Genomic DNA, 18920 nt, shown 5'->3' with positions numbered 1-18920 from the left:
AGTCACCGTTTAAGTTGAATGTGACGGCCCCTTCGCGAGCAAGCCCGCTCCCACAAGGGGTTTGCGGTGTGTTCACGTTTTGTCTATGGGAGAAAATCATGCGTTTAGTGCAATTCGAATTGAGTAACGGCGAGCGCCGGGTAGGCGTGGTCGAGGAGGTGCTGGTTCGTGAAGTGCAGGACGCGCGGTCCGTCCGTGACCTGGCCCTGGCGGCGATCGAGGCGGGTGTCAATCTGCAGCAACAGGTTAAAGCCCTGGGCCTGGGCATCAGCCATGACTACGCAGAGCTGCTGGCGCAACTGCGGATCCTCCCTCCGCTGGATCACCCGGACCCGGCGCACATGCTGGTCAGCGGTACCGGTCTGACCCATCTCGGCAGCGCCTCGGCCCGGGACAAGATGCACCAGCAAGCCGGCGAGGAAGCCGCGATGACCGACACCCTGCGTATTTTCAAATGGGGCGTGGAGGGCGGTAAACCGGCGGCCGGGCAGGTCGGTGTGCAACCGGAGTGGTTTTACAAGGGCGACGGCAGCATCGTCGTGCGTCCGGGCCAGCCGTTCCCGCTGCCGCCATTCGCCGAAGACGCGGGGGAAGAGCCAGAACTCAGTGGCCTCTACGTCATCGGCCACGACGGCAAACCGTATCGCCTTGGTTTTGCGGTGGGCAACGAGTTCTCTGACCATGTGATGGAGCGCAAGAATTACCTCTACCTGGCGCATTCGAAATTGCGCAGTTGCAGCTATGGCCCGGAACTGCGGGTCGGCGAATTGCCCGCGCATCTGGCTGGCACCAGCCGCATCCTGCGTGACGGTGAAGTGCTGTGGCAGAACGAGTTCCTCAGTGGCGAGGCCAACATGTGCCACAGCCTGGAAAATCTTGAGTACCACCATTTCAAGTACAGCCAGTTCCTGCGTCCGGGCGACGTGCACATTCATTTTTTCGGCACCGCGACCCTGTCCTTTGCCGACGGCATTCGCACCCGACCGGGAGATGTGTTCGAGATCAGTCAGGCCGAGTTCGGCGCGCCGTTGATCAACGGGATCGCACCGGTTGAAGCAGCGTTCGAGCCCGGCACCGTCGGCACCCTTTAAAGGAGACACCCATGACCCGGATTCTTGGTCACAACTACATTGGCGGTCAGCGCAGTGCGACCGGCACCGTCAAACTGCAGAGCGTCGATGCCAGCACGGGCGAAGCACTGCCTCATGATTTCTTCCAGGCCACGCCCGAGGAAGTCGATGCCGCCGCCAAGGCCGCCGCCGCAGCGTACTCGGCATACCGTAGCCTGAGCGCGGAACGTCGCGCGCAATTTCTCGATGCGATTGCCGATGAACTGGACGCCTTGGGGGATGACTTTGTCGCGGTGGTCTGCCGCGAAACGGCATTGCCTGCCGGACGTATTCAAGGCGAGCGTGGGCGTACCAGCGGCCAGATGCGTCTCTTTGCCAAAGTGCTGCGTCGCGGTGATTTCTACGGCGCGCGGATTGATCAGGCCTTGCCGGATCGCCAGCCGCTGCCCCGTCCGGACCTGCGCCAATACCGCATCGGTCTTGGGCCTGTCGCGGTGTTTGGTGCGAGCAACTTTCCGTTGGCCTTCTCCACTGCAGGCGGCGACACCGCGTCGGCGCTGGCCGCCGGTTGCCCGGTGGTGTTCAAGGCTCACGGCGGCCACATGGCCACCGCGGAACAGGTCGCTGATGCGTTGATTCGCGCGGCGGAAAAAACCGGCATGCCGGCTGGGGTGTTCAACATGATCTACGGCGGCGGAGTCGGCGAAGCGCTGGTCAAGCACCCGGCGATTCTAGCGGTCGGTTTTACCGGTTCGCTGAAGGGTGGCCGCGCGTTGTGCGACATGGCTGCCGCACGTCCACGACCGATCCCGGTGTTCGCCGAGATGTCGAGCATCAACCCGGTGATCGTGTTACCGCACGCATTGGACGTTCGGGCCGACAGCGTCGCCCGTGACCTGACCGCTTCGGTGGTGCAGGGGTGCGGTCAGTTCTGCACCAATCCCGGTCTGGTCATCGGTATTCGCTCGCCGCAGTTCACCGCGTTTGTGCAGCAGGTGGCGGGCCTCATCGGCGATCAGCCGGCGCAAACGATGCTCAATGCCGGGACGTTGGGCAGCTATGGCAACGGCCTGCAAAAACTCCTTGCACACCCGGGCATCGAGCATCTGGCCGGTAGCCCGCAGCAAGGCCATCAGGCGCAACCGCAGTTGTTCAAAGCCGACGTCGGCCTGTTGATCAATGGCGATGCGGTGCTGCAGGAAGAAGTGTTCGGCCCGACCACGGTGTTCGTAGAAGTCGCGGATCAGGCGCAACTCAGTGCCGCGTTAAACGGTCTGCACGGGCAACTGACGGCGACCATCATTGGCGAACCCGCAGACTTCGAACAATTCGGCGAGCTGACGGCGCTGCTGGAGCAAAAGGTCGGACGGATTCTGCTCAATGGCTATCCGACGGGCGTTGAAGTCTGTGACTCGATGGTCCACGGCGGGCCGTACCCGGCGACTTCCGATGCGCGCGGCACGTCGGTGGGCACGTTGGCGATTGATCGCTTCCTGCGTCCGGTGTGTTTCCAGAACTATCCTGACAGCCTGCTGCCGGAACCGTTGAAGAACGCTAATCCCCTGCGAATCCAGCGCCTGGTGGACGGCAAGCCATCCCGCGACGCCCTCTAGCAGCCTCGCACATGACCCCCTGTGGGAGCGGGCTTGCTCGCGAAAGCGGTATGTCAGTCAACGTAGATATCGACTGATACTACGCATTCGCGAGCAAGCCCGCTCCCACATTGGTTCGCGGTTATGTGTGATGTGCGACCGGCACAGACCTGCCCCCGCATTGAGCTATCATTGCGTCTTTCCCATTCAAAGATTGACTGCCATGACTGCCGCAACCGACACCTTGCTCGCCACCCTCGAACACTGCGATATGGTAGAAATCGACGGGCTGCACGCCTTCGAATTCTCCCTCGATGAAGACGACAATCTGCACATCGAATGCATTGATGGCCGAGCGTCCAAGCACTGGGAGTTCACTCCGGCCGAGGTCAAGGCCGCGACCTTCGATTCAACCCTGCAAAGCTGGCTGATCACCGGCAGTTCCGGCGAGCATCGGCTGGTGTGCATGACCGCGTTCCGCGGTGATGACGACGAGGAAGAAGGGAACGAGAATGCATAAGCTTTGGCCGCTGTTGATGGCCGGCAGCATCGGCGCGATGGGCATTGAGGCGGCGTCGGCCGACGACTATCAGTTGCTGGTCGGCTCCTACACGGCGGGGCAGAGCCAGGGGATTTATCGCCTGACCTTTGACAGCGCCACCGGGCAGATCAACCCCAAGCCGCTGCAAGTGGTCACCAGTGAAAACCCCTCTTGGCTAACCGTTTCCAAAGATCAGCAGCGCCTGTTCGTGGTCAACGAAAACGGCCCCGGCCAGAAAGACCTGGTAGGGCGCGTCAGCAGTTATGCGATCGATCCCAAGACCCATGCACTGAGCCTGATCAATCAGGTGCAGAGCCTGGGCAACGAGCCAACACATTCGAGCCTCAGCGGTGACGCCAGTCATTTGTTCGTCAGCAACTATTCGGTGGTTGAAGACCCGGGTGGCACGTTGGCGGTGTTGCCGGTGGGTGCCGACGGCAAGCTCCAACCCGTAGTGCAGATGAGCAGTCACCCGTCGAGCCGGGTCAATCCGGAGCGGCAGATGTCGGCGCATGTGCATTCGACGGTTTCCTCGCCGGACGGCAAGTACGTGTTCTCCAATGACCTGGGCGCCGACAGGATCTTTGTCTACCGTTTCGACCCTAAGGCCAACCCGCAGCTGCCGCTGGTTGCCGCCACCCCGGCGGCCGTTCAGTTGCCGGCCGGCAGCGGGCCGCGTCATTTGCTGTTCAGCGTCGATGGCAAACATGCCTGGCTCACCATGGAAATGAGCGCGCAGGTCGCGGTGTTCGATTACCAGAACGGCAAGCTTGAGCAAACCCAGATGGTTGATCTGGCGGCGGGTCAACCTGTCTCCGACAAGGCCGCCGCTGCGCTGCACGCCTCGGCCGATGGCAAGTTCCTCTACGTCAGCAACCGTGGCACCGCCAATCAGTTACTGGTGTTTGCCATTGATGCTGCGACCGGCCACCTCAAGGAGCTGCAGCGTCGCTCGGTGGAAGGTGATCACCCGCGCGAGTTCAGCCTCGACCCGAGTGGCCAGTTCTTGCTGATTGCCAATCAAAAGAGCAACCAGATCGTCGTGGTAGAGCGCGATGCCAAGACCGGTCTGCTGGGTAAAACCGTACAGAAACTGCCAATGGATGCCCCAAGCGACCTCAAGTTTCTGGTGCGTCAATAGGCCGCAGGCCCCGGTTGATGGGGCCTGCATCCTAGTATTAATGAGACTGATATCTGCTAATGCTACAAAAGATTTCAAGGCGCCAACCTCGAAGGTTAAGTTTGCTCTACGGCCCCACCGGGCAAGCAAGCCAACTGAATCCGAGGAATACCGCCATGAACTTCAATCTCTTCTCCGTCATCGCCGCTTCTGCCATCTCCGCCACCGTTGCGCTGCCAGCCAGCGCCAACGTTGAAGTCAGCGACAAAAAATCCCACACCCAGAGCTACACCCAGAAATACCTGCAACAGAGCGCCAACTTCTACGCGGCGCTGGATCACAAGACCCAAGCCTGAAATTCAAGCCCTGCACCTTTTATGCAGGAGCGAAGTCACTTGCGTCGATCGGGCTGAACAGCTTCGAGAAACCAGAGTGATGTCGCTCCTGCATAACGCGTTTACGACAGCATCACATTGCCACTAATCAAGCGCTTGATATCACATGGCCATGCGTTTAGATTCGACGCTGAGTTTTTGACTCCTCATCAATAACAAGGATCGACAGCATGGCGATGCGTCTCGCAGTGGTTCTTCTGTTTCTCTATTCAACCCCCATTCTTTCGGCTGCCCCGCCTGTTCCAGACGAGCCGGATGCGGCCCGCGAACGCTTGATGAGTTTTATTGAAGACTGAAATAGACTGGCTTAATGATTAACGAAGCTGATGGTTACTATGGAAAACCCTGAGTGGTTTGCACAGCTTTTTTGATCGATTCTGTGGGCTCTGAAACATGCCCACGGAGAACACCATGGCCAGCTCAATCATCATTTCTGCCAAATACGGCGCCTACCTGGCCATTGGTCTTTACGTGGCCCTGGTACTGGTCGTCAGCGTTTCGGCTCAATTGCAGCACACCGTTGAAGCACCCATTCAGGTCGCTTATCCCGCCATCCAGTTCGAACACCGCGCTCAAGACGTGGTGGTCGATCACGCAGCATTGGCGGGAGTGGCAGGGGCATGAAAGGGGGCAAACTCTGGGTCATCGCCTTCCTGGCATTCATGACCAATGGCGCTTCCCTGTTGGGGATAGGCCAGGGCTCGGCGGGTTCGGTCGCACGGTCCATCGAAGCCAATCACAACCTGGCGCGAAACATTGAAACGGAGAAGTCCTTGGGACTGCTGGCAGGTAATCCGCCTATCAAGCGGCAAGACGATTTTTTCGGGCCGTTCCAGGTGGATTGCTCGGTGCTTGAAATGTGTGAAGTGTTCGCCTAAGAGCCAGCGGCCACTGAGATCCATTGTGGCGAGGGAGCTTGCTCCCGCTGGGCTGCGAAGCAGCCCCAAAACCTGCAACGTCAGCAAGATTGCGTCAGCCGATTTACGCCTGCTGCGCAGCCGAGCGGGAGCAAGCTCCCTCGCCACAGGGGGTGTTCGATTACTTCTGCATCACACCTACAAACAACGTCGACTCCAAAAACCGCTGCAACCACGCCTGCAACCGCACATAAGGCGTCTGCCCGAACCACTCGCGATCGACATGGGCGAATTGCCGTATGAACGGCATCAATGCCACATCCGCCAGACTCGGATGCTCCGCCAGCAGGTAATCGCGCCCCTCCAGCAACTCATCCAGCTTGCGCAAGAACACCTCACCCGCAGCGCGATAGGTTTCCATCGGCTGCTCGGGGTAACGCTCGGCGTACTTGTAGCGATTCAGATGCACCTTGAACGTCTGATCGTTCTCTTCAATCAGGGCGGCGATGTGCGCCTGTCCGGCTGGATCACCCTTGAGCAACCAATCCTGCGGATCGTTCTGCGCCAAGGCCCAGTGCATGATCGCCAGGCTTTCATCGATCACCTGACCGTCGACACTCAGCACCGGGACCGTGCCCTTGGCCGATAGCGCGAGCATCTCGGCAGGCTTGGCTTTCAGGCTGACCTCGACAATCTGCACTGCAACGCCCGAATAGCGCAAGGCCATGCGCGCTCGCATGGCGTAAGGGCAGCGGCGGAACGAGTACAGCGTATTCATTTCACCTCCAGGGTACTCAGGCCATTGCCTTGGCGGTGAACCTGAATCTGCACCGGAATCCGCTCATGCATTTCCTGCACATGGGAAATCACCGCGACCTTGCGGCCCTGGGCTTGCAAGCCATCGAGTGCGTCCATGGCCAGTTGCAGGGATTCCGGATCGAGGCTGCCGAAGCCTTCGTCGATGAACAGCGATTCGATTTTCAGTGTGCTGGAGGCCATCGACGCCAAGCCGAGCGCCAGGGCCAGCGACACCAGGAACGTTTCGCCGCCCGACAACGAATGCACCGAACGCAGTTCGTCGCCCATCTCGGTGTCCATCACCAGCAACCCGAGCATGCTGCCGCCGCGTTTCAGGCGATAGCGCCGCACCAGTTGTCGCAACTGCACGTTGGCGTGATGCACCAGCAAGTCGAGGTTATAGGCCTGGGCGATCTTGCGGAAAGTGTCGCCGGTCGCCGAGCCGATCAACGCATTCAAGCGAGCCCAACGCTGGTATTCGCTGTAGGCCTCGGCGATCTGCTGCGCCAGGGCCTGATTGGCGTTCTGCCGACGCTGATCCTCGGCCTGTTCGGCACGCAGTTCGGCGCAACGGTGTTCGCTGGCGGCGAACAGGTTTTGCAGGTCTGTCAGGGCCGTGGCGAGTTGCTCGGCGTCGAGATTGCCGTTGTGTTGCGCCTGATGATTGAGCAGACGCTGATCCCGTTCCTGCAATCGCACGTTGGCCTGCTCGATGGCTTTTTCGCTTTGCTGCAAGTGCTGCCGCAGTTCGCTGACTTGCTGGTCGTCGACGCTCAGCAGCGCTTCCAGTCCGCCATCGTCGAGCTCCGGATGCAAGGCGCGCCAGTCGGCGATCTTTGCGCTCAGGTCGCGGTCTTCGGTTTCCAAGGCCAGCAGACGTTCTTGTCTGGCTTTTAGTTCAGCGGCCAGTTCGACTAACCGCGTGTGCACGGTTTGCAGTTCCTGATGGGCCGTTGCCTGGGCAGTGCGCGCCTGTTCGACGGCTTGATCCAGTTGCTGCTGCCAGTGTTCGGCGCTGCTGTGTTCGCCCAGCAATTGCGTCAGTCGTTCCTGGCAAGCCTGTTGTTGCTCGGCGAGGACGGTGAATTGCTGCTGGGCCGCTTCCAGTGCCTGGGCGCGGGCCAGTTGGCGATCCTGTTCTTTTTCCAGTGTCTGCTGACGTTGTTGCTGTTCGCCGAGCTCATCGCGCTGCTGGTCGAGTTGCTCCAGTCGCTGGGCAATCTGCCGGTCGAGTTGCATGAAGGTCGCGGCCGGTTCGTTGCGCAAGGCCTCCAGTGTCTCGGCCGGGAGCAGGGTGCTGAAGGCGCTCAGCTCTTCGTCGAGACGTTGGCTGTCACTGCCCAGCTCACGCTGCTGGTTACTCAAGTGCTGCGTCGCTTGCTGGCTTGCCGCTTCGGCACTGCGCAGTTGCTGCTGAAGGCGAGCCGCGTCTTGTTGCAGGGTGAGCAGGGCGGTCTGCCGTTGTTCATCCTGGGTGATGCTCTGGTTCAACTGGCTGTTTTGCTGCGCCAGCCAACTGTCGCGCTTGCTCGCGTCCTGAGCCAGCAGTTGCGTCGACAACGGATGCGCTTCGAGGCTCGGCGTCAGGCCTTGTTGCTGGATGGCGAGTTGCTCCTGCTGCTGCAACAGTTCTTTTTGCTGAGCAATCAAGCCGCCGACTTCGCCACGCAAATCGGTGAGTTTCTCTTTCAGCAGGTCAACGGCCTTCTGCGCGTTGGCCTGCTCGCTTTCATCGTGGCGACCGAGGCTATGCAGCAACGCTTCGGGTTGATGGTAAGGATGGTCGGGGCTGCCGCAGACCGGGCACGGTTGATCGTCCTGCAACTGTGCGCGCAGTTCTTCGACGCTGGCGCTGCGGGCCAAACGCTGACGCTCCAGCAGTTCACGAGTGACGGTCAGGGTCTGTTCGGCGACGACCAATTCGTTCTTGGCCTTCACGCCGTCCTGGGTCAGGCGATCACGTTCCTGTTGGGCGCTGAGCTGGCGTTGCGTCAGCTCCGTGCTGCGCTTGTCGATCTCCTGCTGGCTGGCCCACAGCCGTGTCAATTCCTCGAACGCCCGCAGTTGTTTGCGGTTGTCCTGCAACAGATTGCCCAGCAGTTGGATCTGTTCGGCCACCGCCTCGGGTTCGGCACCGGCTTCTTTGTAGAGCACTTCCAGATGCTGCTTTTGAGCCGCCAGTTCTTCGCCGGTGCGGGCGGCGCTTTGCTCAAGGGCGGCCAGTTCAGCCTGGCCCTTGTTCAGGCGATTACCGATCAGCATCAGCTGTTGCAAGCGATCACGGTAGGCGTTCCACGCCTCGCTCAACGGCGCTAAATGCGTGCTTTGCTCAAGCTCGCCGGCAATCCGCTCCAGACGTGCAGCCACCTGCTTTTGTTGCTCGAGCAAGCCTTGAATCGTGTTCTGCCCTTGAGTGCTGGCCAGTTCCACTTGTTGCTTGTGCTCGGCACTCACACTGGCGTCTTTGACCAGCCGGGCGAGGGTGCTTTGCTCTTCAAAGGCCTGGCGCAGCAACGGAGCTTTTGCCGTGTGTTGGCTTTGGGCGTCGACCAGCGCGGTCTGCGCAACGCTCAAGCTTTGTTCGAGTTGCGCCTGACGCTTGTTCAACTCGGCTTGCTGCTGGGTGTAATGCTGAATCTGCACCGCCAGCGGGGTGAGCTGGGCGGTGAGTTCGGTCTTGCGGGCGAACTGGTGCCGTTGCGGGGCCAGTTGTTCCAGGCGATTGAGCTTCAACCGTTCGCCGGCCAGGCTTTCCCAGTGCTGCCGGGCGCTGGTCAGCTGCTCGGTGGCGCTCTGTTGCTCGTCCTGCAATTGACGCAGGTCCTTGAGCCAGGTGTGCTGCAATTCAAGCTGTTTGAGCTGCGCTTGCTGGGTCTTGAGTTGCTGCTGCGCCTCGTTGAAGCGCTCATCGAGTTCGGCTCGGGCTTCGGGGGACAGCGGCGTCACGCCCGTGGCCTGATCCTGCAACAACTTATGCGCTTCACGCGCCTCTTTAGCTTTGTCGAAGGCGCGGCGACCGAGGCGGGTGTACAGCGCGGTATCGGTGAGCTTTTCCAGCAGTTCGCTGCGTTCGTTGTCGTTAGCCTTGAGGAAGGCACTGAACTCGCTCTGGGCCAGCAGCACGGCGCGGGTGAACTGTTCGAAGTTCAGGCCCAGCACGGCTTCGAGCTGGGTTTTGAACTCGACTTTCTGGCTGGCCAGCAACTGATCCTGATCGATGTCACGCAGACTCTGACGGCTGGCTTGCAGCTTGCCGCCGGCCTTTTCCCGGGCGCGATTGGCTTCCCAGCGCGCGCGGTAACGCCGGCCATCGATGCCGACGAAATCTACTTCGGCATACCCTTCGCCGGTGCCACGACGCAGCAAGGTGCGCGGGTCGCCGGTGCTGATTTCGCCATCGGCGTCCGGCGCCTTGGCAGACACCTGGGCGTTGCTCAGTCGCGGAACGGCGCCAAACAGCGCGAGGCACAAGGCGTCGAGCAAGGTACTTTTGCCCGCGCCAGTCGGCCCGGTGATCGCGAACAGGCCGGCACTCGCCAGCGGTTCAGCGGTAAAGTCGATTTCAAAGGGCCCGGCCAGCGAGGCGAGGTTTTTCAGGCGGATCGCGAGGATCTTCATGGTTGTTCGCTCTCCATCTGCACATCCTGCAACAGCTCGGCAAAGTCTTTCAGCGTCTGCTCATCAACCTCGCTGCCATAGCTATCCTGCCAGGCGCGACTGAACAATTCCTGAGGCGTGAGCTGGTCCAGTTCGATCAACGTGGTGCCGTCATCGACGCCCTCGCGACTGCCGTTGCCGGCATATTCGGCGGCGATGCGCACCAGGCGCACGGCTTTGCCTTGCAGGGCACTTTCAACCTGGTGGCGCAAGTCGGGTTGCGGCTCGTCGAGACGCACGCGAACTTCCAGCCACGGTTGGCGCTGGATATCGGCCAGCAAATCGATGTTCGGCAAGTCGGCCAGTTGCAAGAGGATTTCAGCCAGGGGCGCCGGACCGATGCGTTGCAGGTTGACCGCGCGGGGAATCAGTTTCGGCTCGACGCTGACCAGGGTTTCGCCGTCGAGTGTGACGTCGAGAATTTGATGCTGATAACCGATTTCCGAGAACGACAACGGAATCGGCGAGCCGCTGTAGCGGATGCGCTCTTCACCGTTGACCTTCTGCGGCTTGTGCAAATGCCCCAGCGCGACGTAGCTGATGCTCGGCCCGAACAGACTGGCGGGCAGGGCTTCGGCATTGCCGATGATCAGGCTGCGCTCGGAGTCTTCCGAAACGGACCCACCGGCCATGTGCGCGTGGCTGATCGCAATCAGCGCCTGACCAGGCTTGCGCTTGGCATTGGCCGCCTCGATCAGCCATTCATGAACCTGACCGATGCCGCGCAGGTAGTTGTCACCCAACTGCGCACCAGTCACTTCGGCCGGGCGCAAAAACGGCAGCGCCAGGCACCAGCCAGCGATTTCACCGCTGGCATCCGGCAACGGCAATAACAGCCGCTCGGCGTCCAGTTGACCGTCGTCGAGCCACAGCACCCGGCCGAGCGCATGGGTGCGCAAACGGCGCATCAACGGCGCAGGCAGTTCAATCCGCGAGCCGGAGTCATGGTTGCCGGCGATGATGACGATGGTCAGCAGCGGTTGCTGCTCGTGGGCGCTGACGATGAATTCGTAGAGGCGTTCCTGGGCTTTGACCGGCGGGTTGACCGTGTCGAAGATATCGCCGGCGATCAACAGCACATCGGGCTGGTCCAGCTTCAGTTGAAGCAGCAGCCATTCGAGAAAGCAGCCGTGCTCGAAATCACGGTCTTGGCCGTGCAGGTTCTGCCCAAGGTGCCAGTCGGAGGTGTGAAACAGACGCAAGGCGAACTCCGTAGGAAATAAGGTGATGGCCGCGTGGAAAATGAGGGCGGCGAAAGGGGAGAGAGTTTAATGGCAAAAGACCGGGGATGCTGAAAGCTTTGAAAGTTTGCCTATCGATTGTGTGGGGTTTCAGTATGGTAGGCAGCAGACCGAGGTGACGAGACGGACGGTGTAGCGCACTACCAGGGAGTTTTGAATAGTTAAGGAGACGTCATGACCCAACGGTTACTTCAGCTTGATCATGTGTCGTTCAACCTGCCCGACGGGCGCGTCTTGTTCGATGACTTCAACCACACCTTCAGCGCCCGGACCACCGGCATCGTGGGTGCCAATGGCTGCGGCAAGTCGTTGCTTGGCCGCCTGCTGACGGGGGAGCAACGGCCCACCAGCGGCATCGTCCGCCGCGAAGGTCAGGTATACGCCGTGGAGCAGTTACTGGAGCAAAACCGCTATCCCACCGTTGCCGCGTTGGCAGGTGTCGATCTTATTTTGGCGGCGCTGGATCGCATTGCCCAGGGTAGCGTTGACGATGCGGACCATGCGCTGGCTGTCGATCAATGGGATTGCGCCACACGCCTTGAGGCGGAGCTGGAGAAGATCGGCCTGGGCCATTTGAATGCCGACTCGCACACTGACGTCCTCAGTGGGGGCGAGCGGCAGCGGGTGGCGCTGCTGGGGGCGTGGTTGTCCCGGGCCGACTGGCTCATTCTGGATGAACCCAGCAACCACCTGGACATTGATCAGCAACACCAGCTCGCGCAGCAGATCAATCGCTGGTCCAACGGTCTGGTGTTGATCAGTCACGATCGCGGCCTTTTGGAACACATGAGCGAAATCGTCGAGCTCTCGCCATTGGGGTTGGCGGCCCATGGCGGCAACTACAGTCAATATGTGGCGGCGCGCGAGCAGGAACAGCAGTCGTTCCAGTCGGCATTGCAAGGCGAGCGGGCACAGGCCAAGCGCGAGCAACGTGAGATGGCCGTGCAGATGGAGCGTCAGCAACGGCGTAATGCGCGCGGCGACCGTCAGGCCCGCGACGGCAATCAGACCAAGTTGATCACCAACGCCCAGAAAGAACGCAGTGAAAACAGTCAGGGAAAATTGCGCCTCAATCAGCAAGTGGCCCGGGAGCAGCAACAACAACGTATTGCCGAAGCCCGGGCGCGGTGTGCGCCGGATATCCAGCGCATGATGCTGTCCCCGGAAAGCGTGGTGCCCAATGGCAAGCTGATTGTGCAGCTCAACGACGTCATTCTGCCGTTCGGTCACACGGCGCCGGTCAATCTGACGCTGACCGGGCCTATGCGCATGGCAATCCTCGGCGCCAACGGTAGCGGTAAGTCGACCTTGTTGCAGGTGATCGCCGGCCAGTTGCCGGTTCGCGAAGGCGAAGTCATACGCACCTGCCATGTCGGCTGGCTGGATCAACACGCCGGGTTGCAGCACCCCGAGCGCACGGCGGTGCAATGGCTCTACGAGAGCAATCCGGAGTTGCCCGAAGCCGAGGCGCGAACCCGGTTGGCGCAGATGGGCATTGATGCGGATCGAGCGACGCTCAAGACCAGTCAGTTGAGTGGTGGCGAACGCCTGAAAATAGCCCTGGCGGCGCAGTTGTATGCACTGCGGCCACCGCAGTTACTGTTGCTGGACGAGCCGGATAACCATTTGGACTTGCCCAGTAAAACGGCGCTGGAGCAGATGCTCAATCAGTACCAAGGGGCATTGATCGTCGTCTCCCACGACAGCGCTTTTCTACAGGCCATTCATCTGGACACTGAGTTCCATCTCGACAGCTAGGGACCGTTACTTCGGATAAAGCGGCGGCAGCCCGCTGTCACCCACCGGATCATGAACCCGTTCGGCAATCGGGATCGCCTTGATCGCCCGCCACAGATCTTCGCCTTGCCAGTGCTGGCCGGTTTCGCTGTAGAGCGCGCCGTTTAAGCCGTCCAGTGCGTCGGACAGTGGCACGAAGCGCGCCGCCATATCGGCCAGGGTTTCCGGTTGTTGCCGGGCCCAGGCGTCGAGGGCCTGGCGGGTGGCGTGGGGCTCGTTGGCCTGACAGGCGCGCTTGAGTTCGTCGAGGACGGTGCGTGGGCTCGGGCCGGTCTGCGCAGCGCGCAGGATTGCCGGTTGCCAGCGGGCGCGCCACCAGAGGCCGAAACCCAGCAACGTGGTGCAGGCCAGAATCAATGTGCTGAGTTTCCACTTCCACAAGGTTTCACTGTCGACGCCGGTATTCACTTGCGCGGTGTTAGCCGGTGTATCAACCACCAGGCTCGGATTGTTCGCCACTTGCAGGCTTCGGGCCGGCAGGCTGCTGTGTTCCAGGTGATCTTCGAAGGTGTTCCACCAGACCACTTCCACCGCAGGCAACTCGATGGCACCACTGCGGCCCGGCACCAGCGCTTCGCGATCTTCACGGCTGCCGATCAAGCCGCGCTCAGTGCTTTGGTTGCTCAGCACCGGTTGATCCGGGTAGCGGCGCAGCCCATTGACGTCGGTGGCGGGCAGCGGCGGCAGTTGGGAGCTGGCCAGGCCTTCGGCCTTCAAGGTCAGACTACGAGTCAGCGAATCACCCACCTGCGCATGGTCCGGCTCCGGGTTCCAGCTTTCGCTCAGGTTCAGGCTGCGGGCTGGCAACCAGGGCAGGTCGGCAGGGTACGTGATCGGTTTGGCCTTGACCGTCAGCAGAATCGGGGCGGAGCTCACGCGCATCAGTTTTCCGGACTTCGGCGCCTGGGCAGCGGCGTCCTGAGCGGGCTGCGCGTCGACGAGCGTGGCACTGAATATTTGCGCCGGGATGGTCAATTCGCCGCTGTGTTGCGGGTAGATCGCATAGCGCATTTCGATCACGCCATGACGCAGACCATTGATGGCTTTCTCGTAAGTGCGCGACTCGCCCAGTTGTTCGATGCGCGCATCGGGAATCTGCAACGGGGTCAGGCTGCTGTCGTCGTACAGCGACACCGAATGGTAGATGCGCAAGGTCAGGATGGCCTGGGCTTGCACGTACACGCTGCTTTGGTCGAGGCTCGCGTCGATAAACACCGGGGCCAGTTTGTTCTTGGTGTCCTGGGTTTCGCTTTCGACCACTTGCACGGTAATCGGCTGGCTCTGCACCTCGCCCAGTTGCAGCGATGGAATCGTCACGCTGCCGTTTTCCTTGGGCAGCAAGGTGATGATCCAGCGCGTGGTGGCGCGGTTGTCGCCGTTCAGGGTGGTCAGTTGGTTGACCTGGCGGGTGCCACGCACTTCGAACTGCGGTTCCAGCGGTGCCAGGTCAGGCTTGCCGAATTGGGTGACGTCGTTGGATTCCAGGGTCAGTTCGACCGTCTCGCCGGAGTTCAGGCGACTGCGATCGACACTGGCGACCAGCGCCGCCGCCTGGGCCTGAACGGTGCAAAACAGCAGGGCGAGCATGAAAAGGGTGAAGCGGGTCATCGCGTTTTTTCCTGATCCTGATGTTGTTGCTGTTCGTACCAGAATTTGCGCCTGAGCAATTCACCCGGGTCATCCGGGATCTTGCGCAGCCATTGCTCCAGCGCCTGACGCTGTTCGCCATCGATGTTGTCACTGGCCGGACGCAGCGGTGGCGTGGTGCTTTGCTCGTCCCCCAACTCGCTGCCCGGGACTTCATTGGTGCCCGGTTTCGGTGGCGTGGTGGCCTGCTGCCCGGCGTCCGGCGTGGACTGCTCGACGTCGGATGTCGGATGGTCATTGTCCGCCGGTTGCGTGGCGGCACCCGGTGGCGGTTCTTGCTCGGTGTTCTCGGTCTCGTCATTGGCGGTTTTCTGCGGCTCGACCGGTGGCGGGGTGTTTTTCTGTTTGAGCAGACTTTCCACCAGCGCCTTGTTGGTCTGTGCCGGGCGCAAATCCGGTTGCTGTTCCAGTGCCTGATCGTAAGCATCCAGCGCCGCTTCCAGCTCACCGCTTTTGGCCAGGGCGTTGCCACGATTGTAGTGGGCGTGGGCGTCGTTGCCCTGGGCGAACTGCTGGGCGGCGCCGCTGTAGTCGCCGGCCTCATACAGCGCGACGCCTTGCCACTGCGGATCCTCGAAATGCTGCGAAGCCTTCGCCGGATGGCCTTGCCTGAGCAAATGCAGGCCCCGTTGATCGGGGCGCAACCACAAGTCTTCGAAGTCGAAGGCATAACTGGGTTGCGGCAGCAGGAACAGCAGCGGCAGGCAGAATAGCCAGCCACGACGACCAGCACACGCCGCCAGCAGCAACAGCGGCAGCAGCAACCAGTAACCCTGATCGGCCCAGGTGTCGAGGCGCAAAGTCTGGCCGTCGTTGCGCAGGGTGCGTGGGCCGTCGAGCAGGCCGAGTCCACGCAGGTCGGTGTCGTCCAGACGCGCCGGACGATAGTCTCCGCCGAGGTCGCTGGCAAAGGCTTTCAGGCTGGGGCTGTCTAGGTGCGGCACCAGAATCGCGCCCTGATCGTCCTTGAGGAAACTGCCGTCCTCCTGAGCGACCGGCGCACCTTCGGCAGTGCCGATGCCGAGCATCAGGAACTGCGTCGATTTTCGGTCCAGCGCCTGGCGAATACCTTCACGTTCCAGGTCCGTCAGGGTGGAACCGATCAACAGGATCCGGCCTTCACCCAAATCCCCCTGATTCAGCAGTGCCAGGGCCTTGGTCACCGCGAGGTCCGCGCGATGGCCGGCTTCGGGCATCAGCGAAGGCTTGAGCGCATCGAGCAGATTACGGCTGGTCGACAGGTCATCCGACAGCGGCACCAAGGTGTGGGCGCTGCCGGCGTAGACGACGATTGCAGTCTGCGCGTCGCTGCGGACTTGCAGCAGGTCCAACAGTTTACGTCGGGCCTGTTCGAGTCGGTTCGGCGCAACGTCGGTGGCGAGCATTTCCGGGGTCAGCTCAAGCACAACCACCAGCGGGTCGGCGGGTTTCTGACTGATTTGTTCGACGCGCTCCCAACTCGGCCCCAACAAGGCCAGGACGGTCAATACCCACGCCACGCCAAGGACGACCCACGGCAACTTGTTATCGCGACCGTTGCCACCGCTCAGCAGTGCGGCGTGGAAGGCCGGTGGCAGGATCATCTGCCAGCGTCCGGCGCGTTTTTGCCGATGCCAGAGTTGCCAGAGCAGCCAGCCCAACAGCGGCAACAACAGCAGCCACCAAGGGCGAAACCAGTACGGCCACAGCGCACTCATCGGCGCCTCCGCAGACGCAGGCGTTTGAGCCGCTGGCGCCAGTCAGGCAGTTGCGTCTGCAAAAAAAGGTCCTTGGTAAACAGCCGTTGCAGTGGGTTGTCCGGCCAACGCTCGCGCACCACCAACAACATGCTCAACAACAACGCCAGCGCCAAAGGCCAGTGATACAACGCCTGCGCCGGGCGAGCCTGGGTCGGTTGTTGAGTCACTGGCTCAAGTGTGTCGAGGGTGTCCTTGATCGACTGCAGCTCTTTGCCATCGTGGGCGCGGAAGTACTGACCGCCGGTGGCTTGGGCGATGGCCTTCAACGCCGGTTCATCGAGGTCCAGGCTCGGATTGACCCCGAGGAAACCCAAGGTGCCGCTTTGCTCCGGGTCGGCGCCGATGCCGATCGGGTAGATCTTCACGCCTTCTTTGGCCGCCAGCCGCGCCGCCGTGAGCGGGTCGATTTCACCGCCATTGTTGGCGCCGTCCGTGACCAGGATCAGCACGCGGCTCTGGGCTGGACGCATGCGAAGGCGTTTAAGGGCGAGGCCGATGGCATCGCCGATGGCGGTGTTTTTGCCGGCGATGCCGATTCGCGCTTCGTCCAGCCACACGCGCACGGTGTGCCGGTCGAACGTCAATGGCGCTTGCAGGTACGCCTGGCTGCCGAACAGGATCAGGCCGACGCGATCGCCGTCGCGACTTTCAAGGAAGTCACCGAGCAAGTGCTGAACCAGCGACAGTCGGCTGACGTCTTCGTCCTGCCACTGCATGTCGGGGAAATCCATGGAGCCGGACACGTCCACGGCCACCAGCAGATCTCGACCACTGGCGGCAATCGGCAGCGGTTCGCCCAGCCATTGCGGGCGCGCCGTCGCTATCAGCAACAACAGCCACAACAGAATGAACGGTGCTTGCTGGCGCCAGGCCGGCAGGTTGGCCCGTGCACGGCGGCGGGCCAGGCCTTCGAGGTCGTTGAGGAAACTGACTTTGAGTGCCGGTTCGCCGCTGTCGGCCACCGGCAGCAGGACGCGCATCAACCAGGGCAGCGGCAGCAGGACAAAGATCCACGGCCAGGCGAACTCAAACATGTTTGCGAATCCAGGTATCGACGGCTTGAGTGAGGCCGGCGATGGCCTTGTCGTCGAGTTTGCATTCGGGTTTGTAGGCGCCTTCGACCAGCACCATCCAGCGGGTCAGGCCGGCGGCCGGGCACCGGTTGTCGAGGAACGCCAGCCACTTGCGCCCGTTGAGGGTATGGCTCTGGCTGTAGGGGTAATGGTTGCGGCACAGGCGTTTGAGCAAGCCGTTGAGTTGCTGCAACCAGGCGCCGGCCGGGGCGCCGTCGTAGGGTTTTGGCATCTGCGCCAGTTCGGCCAATGCGGCGATACGCACCGGGTCCAGCGGTTGTTCGGCGCGCACTATCGGGCGTTTGTTCGGAATGAATCGCCGCGCTTTCCACAGACCGAAACCGATCAGCGGCAGCAATAACAGCAACAGCCACCAGCCGGGCGCAGGTGGCCAGAACTCGACGGGCGGCGGCGAGATCAGCGGTTGCAGTTGATCGAGGCTGCTCATCGACCTTTCCCCGGTTTTTGAGGGTTCAGGTACTCGCGCAGTTGCTCGACCATCTCGCTCTGGGTGCTCAGCGGCATCAGCAACACGCGCAGCTTTTGCGCGAGCAGTTCCCAGCGGGCAATACGCGCTTCGGCCTGAGCGCGGTAGGTCTGGCGCAGGTCGAAATTCAGCGTGTCGAGTTCCAGTTGCGCGCCGCGTTCGGCGAAGCGCAGCAGCCCGGCGGCGGGCAGGGCGTGATCCAGCGGGTCGGACAGGGGCAACAGCAACAAATCGCAATGGCGCGACAACAGGCTCAGCTGCTGTTCAGAACCTTCGGTCAAGGCACGTTCATCACAGATCACGATCACCAGGCTGCCGGGGCGCAGCACTTCCCGCGCACGACGCAGCGCCAGGTTGAGGGAGTCGCGGTTCTGCTCGCTTTCGGTGTGCAGCGACTGATTGACCCGCACCAGACGGTTAAGCAGTTGCAGCAGGCTTTGTTTGCTGCGCCGGGGTTTGATCTCGTAGTGCTCGTTGTCGCCGAACACCAGCCCGCCGACCCGGTCGTTATGGCCAAGGGCTGCCCAGCCGATCAGGCTCGCCGCCTGGGCGGCCAGCACTGATTTGAACATCAGCCCGGAGCCGAAAAACAGCCGACGGCTTTGCTCGACCATGATGAAAATCGGCCGCTCGCGTTCTTCATGAAACAGCTTGGTGTGCGGCTCCTGGGTGCGGGCGGTGACGCGCCAGTCGATGGTGCGCACGTCGTCGCCGGCCTGGTAAACCCGCACCTGATCGAAGTCCACACCCCGGCCGCGCAGCTTGGAGTGGTGCAGGCCGATCAGCGGGCTACGCTGGCTCGGCGTGGAAAACAGCTGCACTTCGCGCACGCGATGGCGCATCTCGATCAGCTCGGCGAGGCTGACGCGGATGCCCGGCTCGGGCGGCAGGAGGGCGTTCATCGGG

17 protein-coding genes are annotated in these 18920 nt (G+C 61.6%); 9 read left to right on the top strand and 8 right to left on the bottom strand.

Translation table 11 applies throughout. From position 1 onward, the window contains the following. Positions 1–98 precede the first annotated feature (98 nt). The 8 genes from araD1 to ACA068_RS16405 all read left to right on the top strand — a co-directional run bounded on the left by araD1 (position 99) and on the right by ACA068_RS16405 (position 5596). Positions 99–1091: an AraD1 family protein gene (gene araD1 / locus ACA068_RS16440; RefSeq protein ID WP_497303215.1), complete on the top strand. Its 993-nt coding sequence runs from the start codon at positions 99–101 to the stop codon at positions 1089–1091. 11 nt (positions 1092–1102) lie between these two features. Beyond that, complete coding sequence (locus ACA068_RS16435; protein WP_497303213.1) at positions 1103–2683, top strand: aldehyde dehydrogenase (NADP(+)); 1581 nt, start codon at positions 1103–1105, stop codon at positions 2681–2683. Positions 2684–2885: 202 nt separating this feature from the next. Then, positions 2886–3182, top strand: a complete 297-nt coding sequence (locus ACA068_RS16430) for a DUF5629 family protein (protein ID WP_497303212.1) — start codon at positions 2886–2888, stop codon at positions 3180–3182. Next, entirely contained in the window at positions 3175–4344 is a 1170-nt protein-coding gene (locus tag ACA068_RS16425) for a lactonase family protein (RefSeq protein WP_497303210.1), read from the top strand. The genes ACA068_RS16430 and ACA068_RS16425 overlap by 8 nt, the downstream gene beginning before the upstream one ends. Before the next feature lie 155 nt (positions 4345–4499). Next, a complete protein-coding gene (locus ACA068_RS16420; protein WP_497303209.1) occupies positions 4500–4679 on the top strand; it encodes a hypothetical protein in 180 nt (59 codons plus the stop codon). Between the two features lie 209 nt (positions 4680–4888). Further along, on the top strand, positions 4889–5014 hold the full coding sequence (locus ACA068_RS16415) for a hypothetical protein (RefSeq protein ID WP_497303207.1): 126 nt from the start codon (positions 4889–4891) through the stop codon (positions 5012–5014). A 115-nt stretch (positions 5015–5129) separates the two neighbouring features. Continuing rightward, positions 5130–5342 carry a hypothetical protein gene (locus ACA068_RS16410; protein WP_497303205.1) on the top strand — a complete coding sequence of 71 codons (213 nt, stop codon included), beginning with the start codon at positions 5130–5132 and terminating at the stop codon, positions 5340–5342. Beyond that, positions 5339–5596, top strand: coding sequence for a hypothetical protein (locus ACA068_RS16405; RefSeq protein WP_497303203.1), 258 nt, complete (start codon positions 5339–5341; stop codon positions 5594–5596). The genes ACA068_RS16410 and ACA068_RS16405 overlap by 4 nt, the downstream gene beginning before the upstream one ends. Before the next feature lie 160 nt (positions 5597–5756). Here the strand turns inward: ACA068_RS16405 and ACA068_RS16400 are convergent, their stop codons facing one another. The 3 genes from ACA068_RS16400 to ACA068_RS16390 are packed head-to-tail and all read right to left on the bottom strand — an operon-like array spanning position 5757 to position 11232. Next, on the bottom strand, positions 5757–6353 hold the full coding sequence (locus ACA068_RS16400) for a glutathione S-transferase (RefSeq protein WP_497303202.1): 597 nt from the start codon (positions 6351–6353) through the stop codon (positions 5757–5759). Then, positions 6350–9991 carry an SbcC/MukB-like Walker B domain-containing protein gene (locus ACA068_RS16395; RefSeq protein ID WP_497303200.1) on the bottom strand — a complete coding sequence of 1214 codons (3642 nt, stop codon included), beginning with the start codon at positions 9989–9991 and terminating at the stop codon, positions 6350–6352. The genes ACA068_RS16400 and ACA068_RS16395 overlap by 4 nt, the downstream gene beginning before the upstream one ends. Beyond that, positions 9988–11232, bottom strand: coding sequence for an exonuclease SbcCD subunit D C-terminal domain-containing protein (locus ACA068_RS16390; protein WP_497303198.1), 1245 nt, complete (start codon positions 11230–11232; stop codon positions 9988–9990). Before ACA068_RS16390 ends, ACA068_RS16395 begins: the two co-directional genes overlap by 4 nt. A 213-nt stretch (positions 11233–11445) precedes the next feature. On the opposite strand from ACA068_RS16390, the gene ACA068_RS16385 reads away from it, so the two are divergent. After that, a complete protein-coding gene (locus ACA068_RS16385) occupies positions 11446–13029 on the top strand; it encodes an ABC-F family ATP-binding cassette domain-containing protein (protein ID WP_497303196.1) in 1584 nt (527 codons plus the stop codon). 6 nt (positions 13030–13035) lie between these two features. Here the strand turns inward: ACA068_RS16385 and ACA068_RS16380 are convergent, their stop codons facing one another. From ACA068_RS16380 to ACA068_RS16360, 5 genes are read right to left on the bottom strand one after another with little or no spacing between them, the layout of a single operon-like run. Further along, on the bottom strand, positions 13036–14676 hold the full coding sequence (locus tag ACA068_RS16380; protein WP_497303194.1) for a BatD family protein: 1641 nt from the start codon (positions 14674–14676) through the stop codon (positions 13036–13038). Continuing rightward, complete coding sequence (locus ACA068_RS16375; protein ID WP_497303192.1) at positions 14673–16412, bottom strand: tetratricopeptide repeat protein; 1740 nt, start codon at positions 16410–16412, stop codon at positions 14673–14675. The genes ACA068_RS16380 and ACA068_RS16375 overlap by 4 nt, the downstream gene beginning before the upstream one ends. Continuing rightward, positions 16409–17488 (bottom strand): vWA domain-containing protein, encoded by a 1080-nt coding sequence (locus ACA068_RS16370; protein WP_497303190.1) that lies wholly within the window; start codon positions 17486–17488, stop codon positions 16409–16411. Before ACA068_RS16370 ends, ACA068_RS16375 begins: the two co-directional genes overlap by 4 nt. Further along, positions 17481–17975: a DUF4381 domain-containing protein gene (locus ACA068_RS16365; RefSeq protein WP_497303188.1), complete on the bottom strand. Its 495-nt coding sequence runs from the start codon at positions 17973–17975 to the stop codon at positions 17481–17483. Before ACA068_RS16365 ends, ACA068_RS16370 begins: the two co-directional genes overlap by 8 nt. Next, complete coding sequence (locus ACA068_RS16360; RefSeq protein ID WP_438659141.1) at positions 17972–18916, bottom strand: DUF58 domain-containing protein; 945 nt, start codon at positions 18914–18916, stop codon at positions 17972–17974. The genes ACA068_RS16365 and ACA068_RS16360 overlap by 4 nt, the downstream gene beginning before the upstream one ends. Positions 18917–18920 lie beyond the last annotated feature (4 nt).

Source organism: Pseudomonas sp. LBUM1660 (assembly GCF_059695935.1).
This window is presented reverse-complemented; position numbering and strand designations above follow the sequence as displayed.

Coding starts and splice junctions, on each gene's coding strand:
- araD1 (WP_497303215.1), top strand. CDS start 99: ATGCGTTTAGTGCAATTCGAATTGAGTAACGGCGAGCGCCGGGTAGGC.
- ACA068_RS16435 (WP_497303213.1), top strand. CDS start 1,103: ATGACCCGGATTCTTGGTCACAACTACATTGGCGGTCAGCGCAGTGCG.
- ACA068_RS16430 (WP_497303212.1), top strand. CDS start 2,886: ATGACTGCCGCAACCGACACCTTGCTCGCCACCCTCGAACACTGCGAT.
- ACA068_RS16425 (WP_497303210.1), top strand. CDS start 3,175: ATGCATAAGCTTTGGCCGCTGTTGATGGCCGGCAGCATCGGCGCGATG.
- ACA068_RS16420 (WP_497303209.1), top strand. CDS start 4,500: ATGAACTTCAATCTCTTCTCCGTCATCGCCGCTTCTGCCATCTCCGCC.
- ACA068_RS16415 (WP_497303207.1), top strand. CDS start 4,889: ATGGCGATGCGTCTCGCAGTGGTTCTTCTGTTTCTCTATTCAACCCCC.
- ACA068_RS16410 (WP_497303205.1), top strand. CDS start 5,130: ATGGCCAGCTCAATCATCATTTCTGCCAAATACGGCGCCTACCTGGCC.
- ACA068_RS16405 (WP_497303203.1), top strand. CDS start 5,339: ATGAAAGGGGGCAAACTCTGGGTCATCGCCTTCCTGGCATTCATGACC.
- ACA068_RS16400 (WP_497303202.1), bottom strand. CDS start 6,353: ATGAATACGCTGTACTCGTTCCGCCGCTGCCCTTACGCCATGCGAGCG.
- ACA068_RS16395 (WP_497303200.1), bottom strand. CDS start 9,991: ATGAAGATCCTCGCGATCCGCCTGAAAAACCTCGCCTCGCTGGCCGGG.
- ACA068_RS16385 (WP_497303196.1), top strand. CDS start 11,446: ATGACCCAACGGTTACTTCAGCTTGATCATGTGTCGTTCAACCTGCCC.
- ACA068_RS16380 (WP_497303194.1), bottom strand. CDS start 14,676: ATGACCCGCTTCACCCTTTTCATGCTCGCCCTGCTGTTTTGCACCGTT.
- ACA068_RS16375 (WP_497303192.1), bottom strand. CDS start 16,412: ATGAGTGCGCTGTGGCCGTACTGGTTTCGCCCTTGGTGGCTGCTGTTG.
- ACA068_RS16370 (WP_497303190.1), bottom strand. CDS start 17,488: ATGTTTGAGTTCGCCTGGCCGTGGATCTTTGTCCTGCTGCCGCTGCCC.
- ACA068_RS16365 (WP_497303188.1), bottom strand. CDS start 17,975: ATGAGCAGCCTCGATCAACTGCAACCGCTGATCTCGCCGCCGCCCGTC.
- ACA068_RS16360 (WP_438659141.1), bottom strand. CDS start 18,916: ATGAACGCCCTCCTGCCGCCCGAGCCGGGCATCCGCGTCAGCCTCGCC.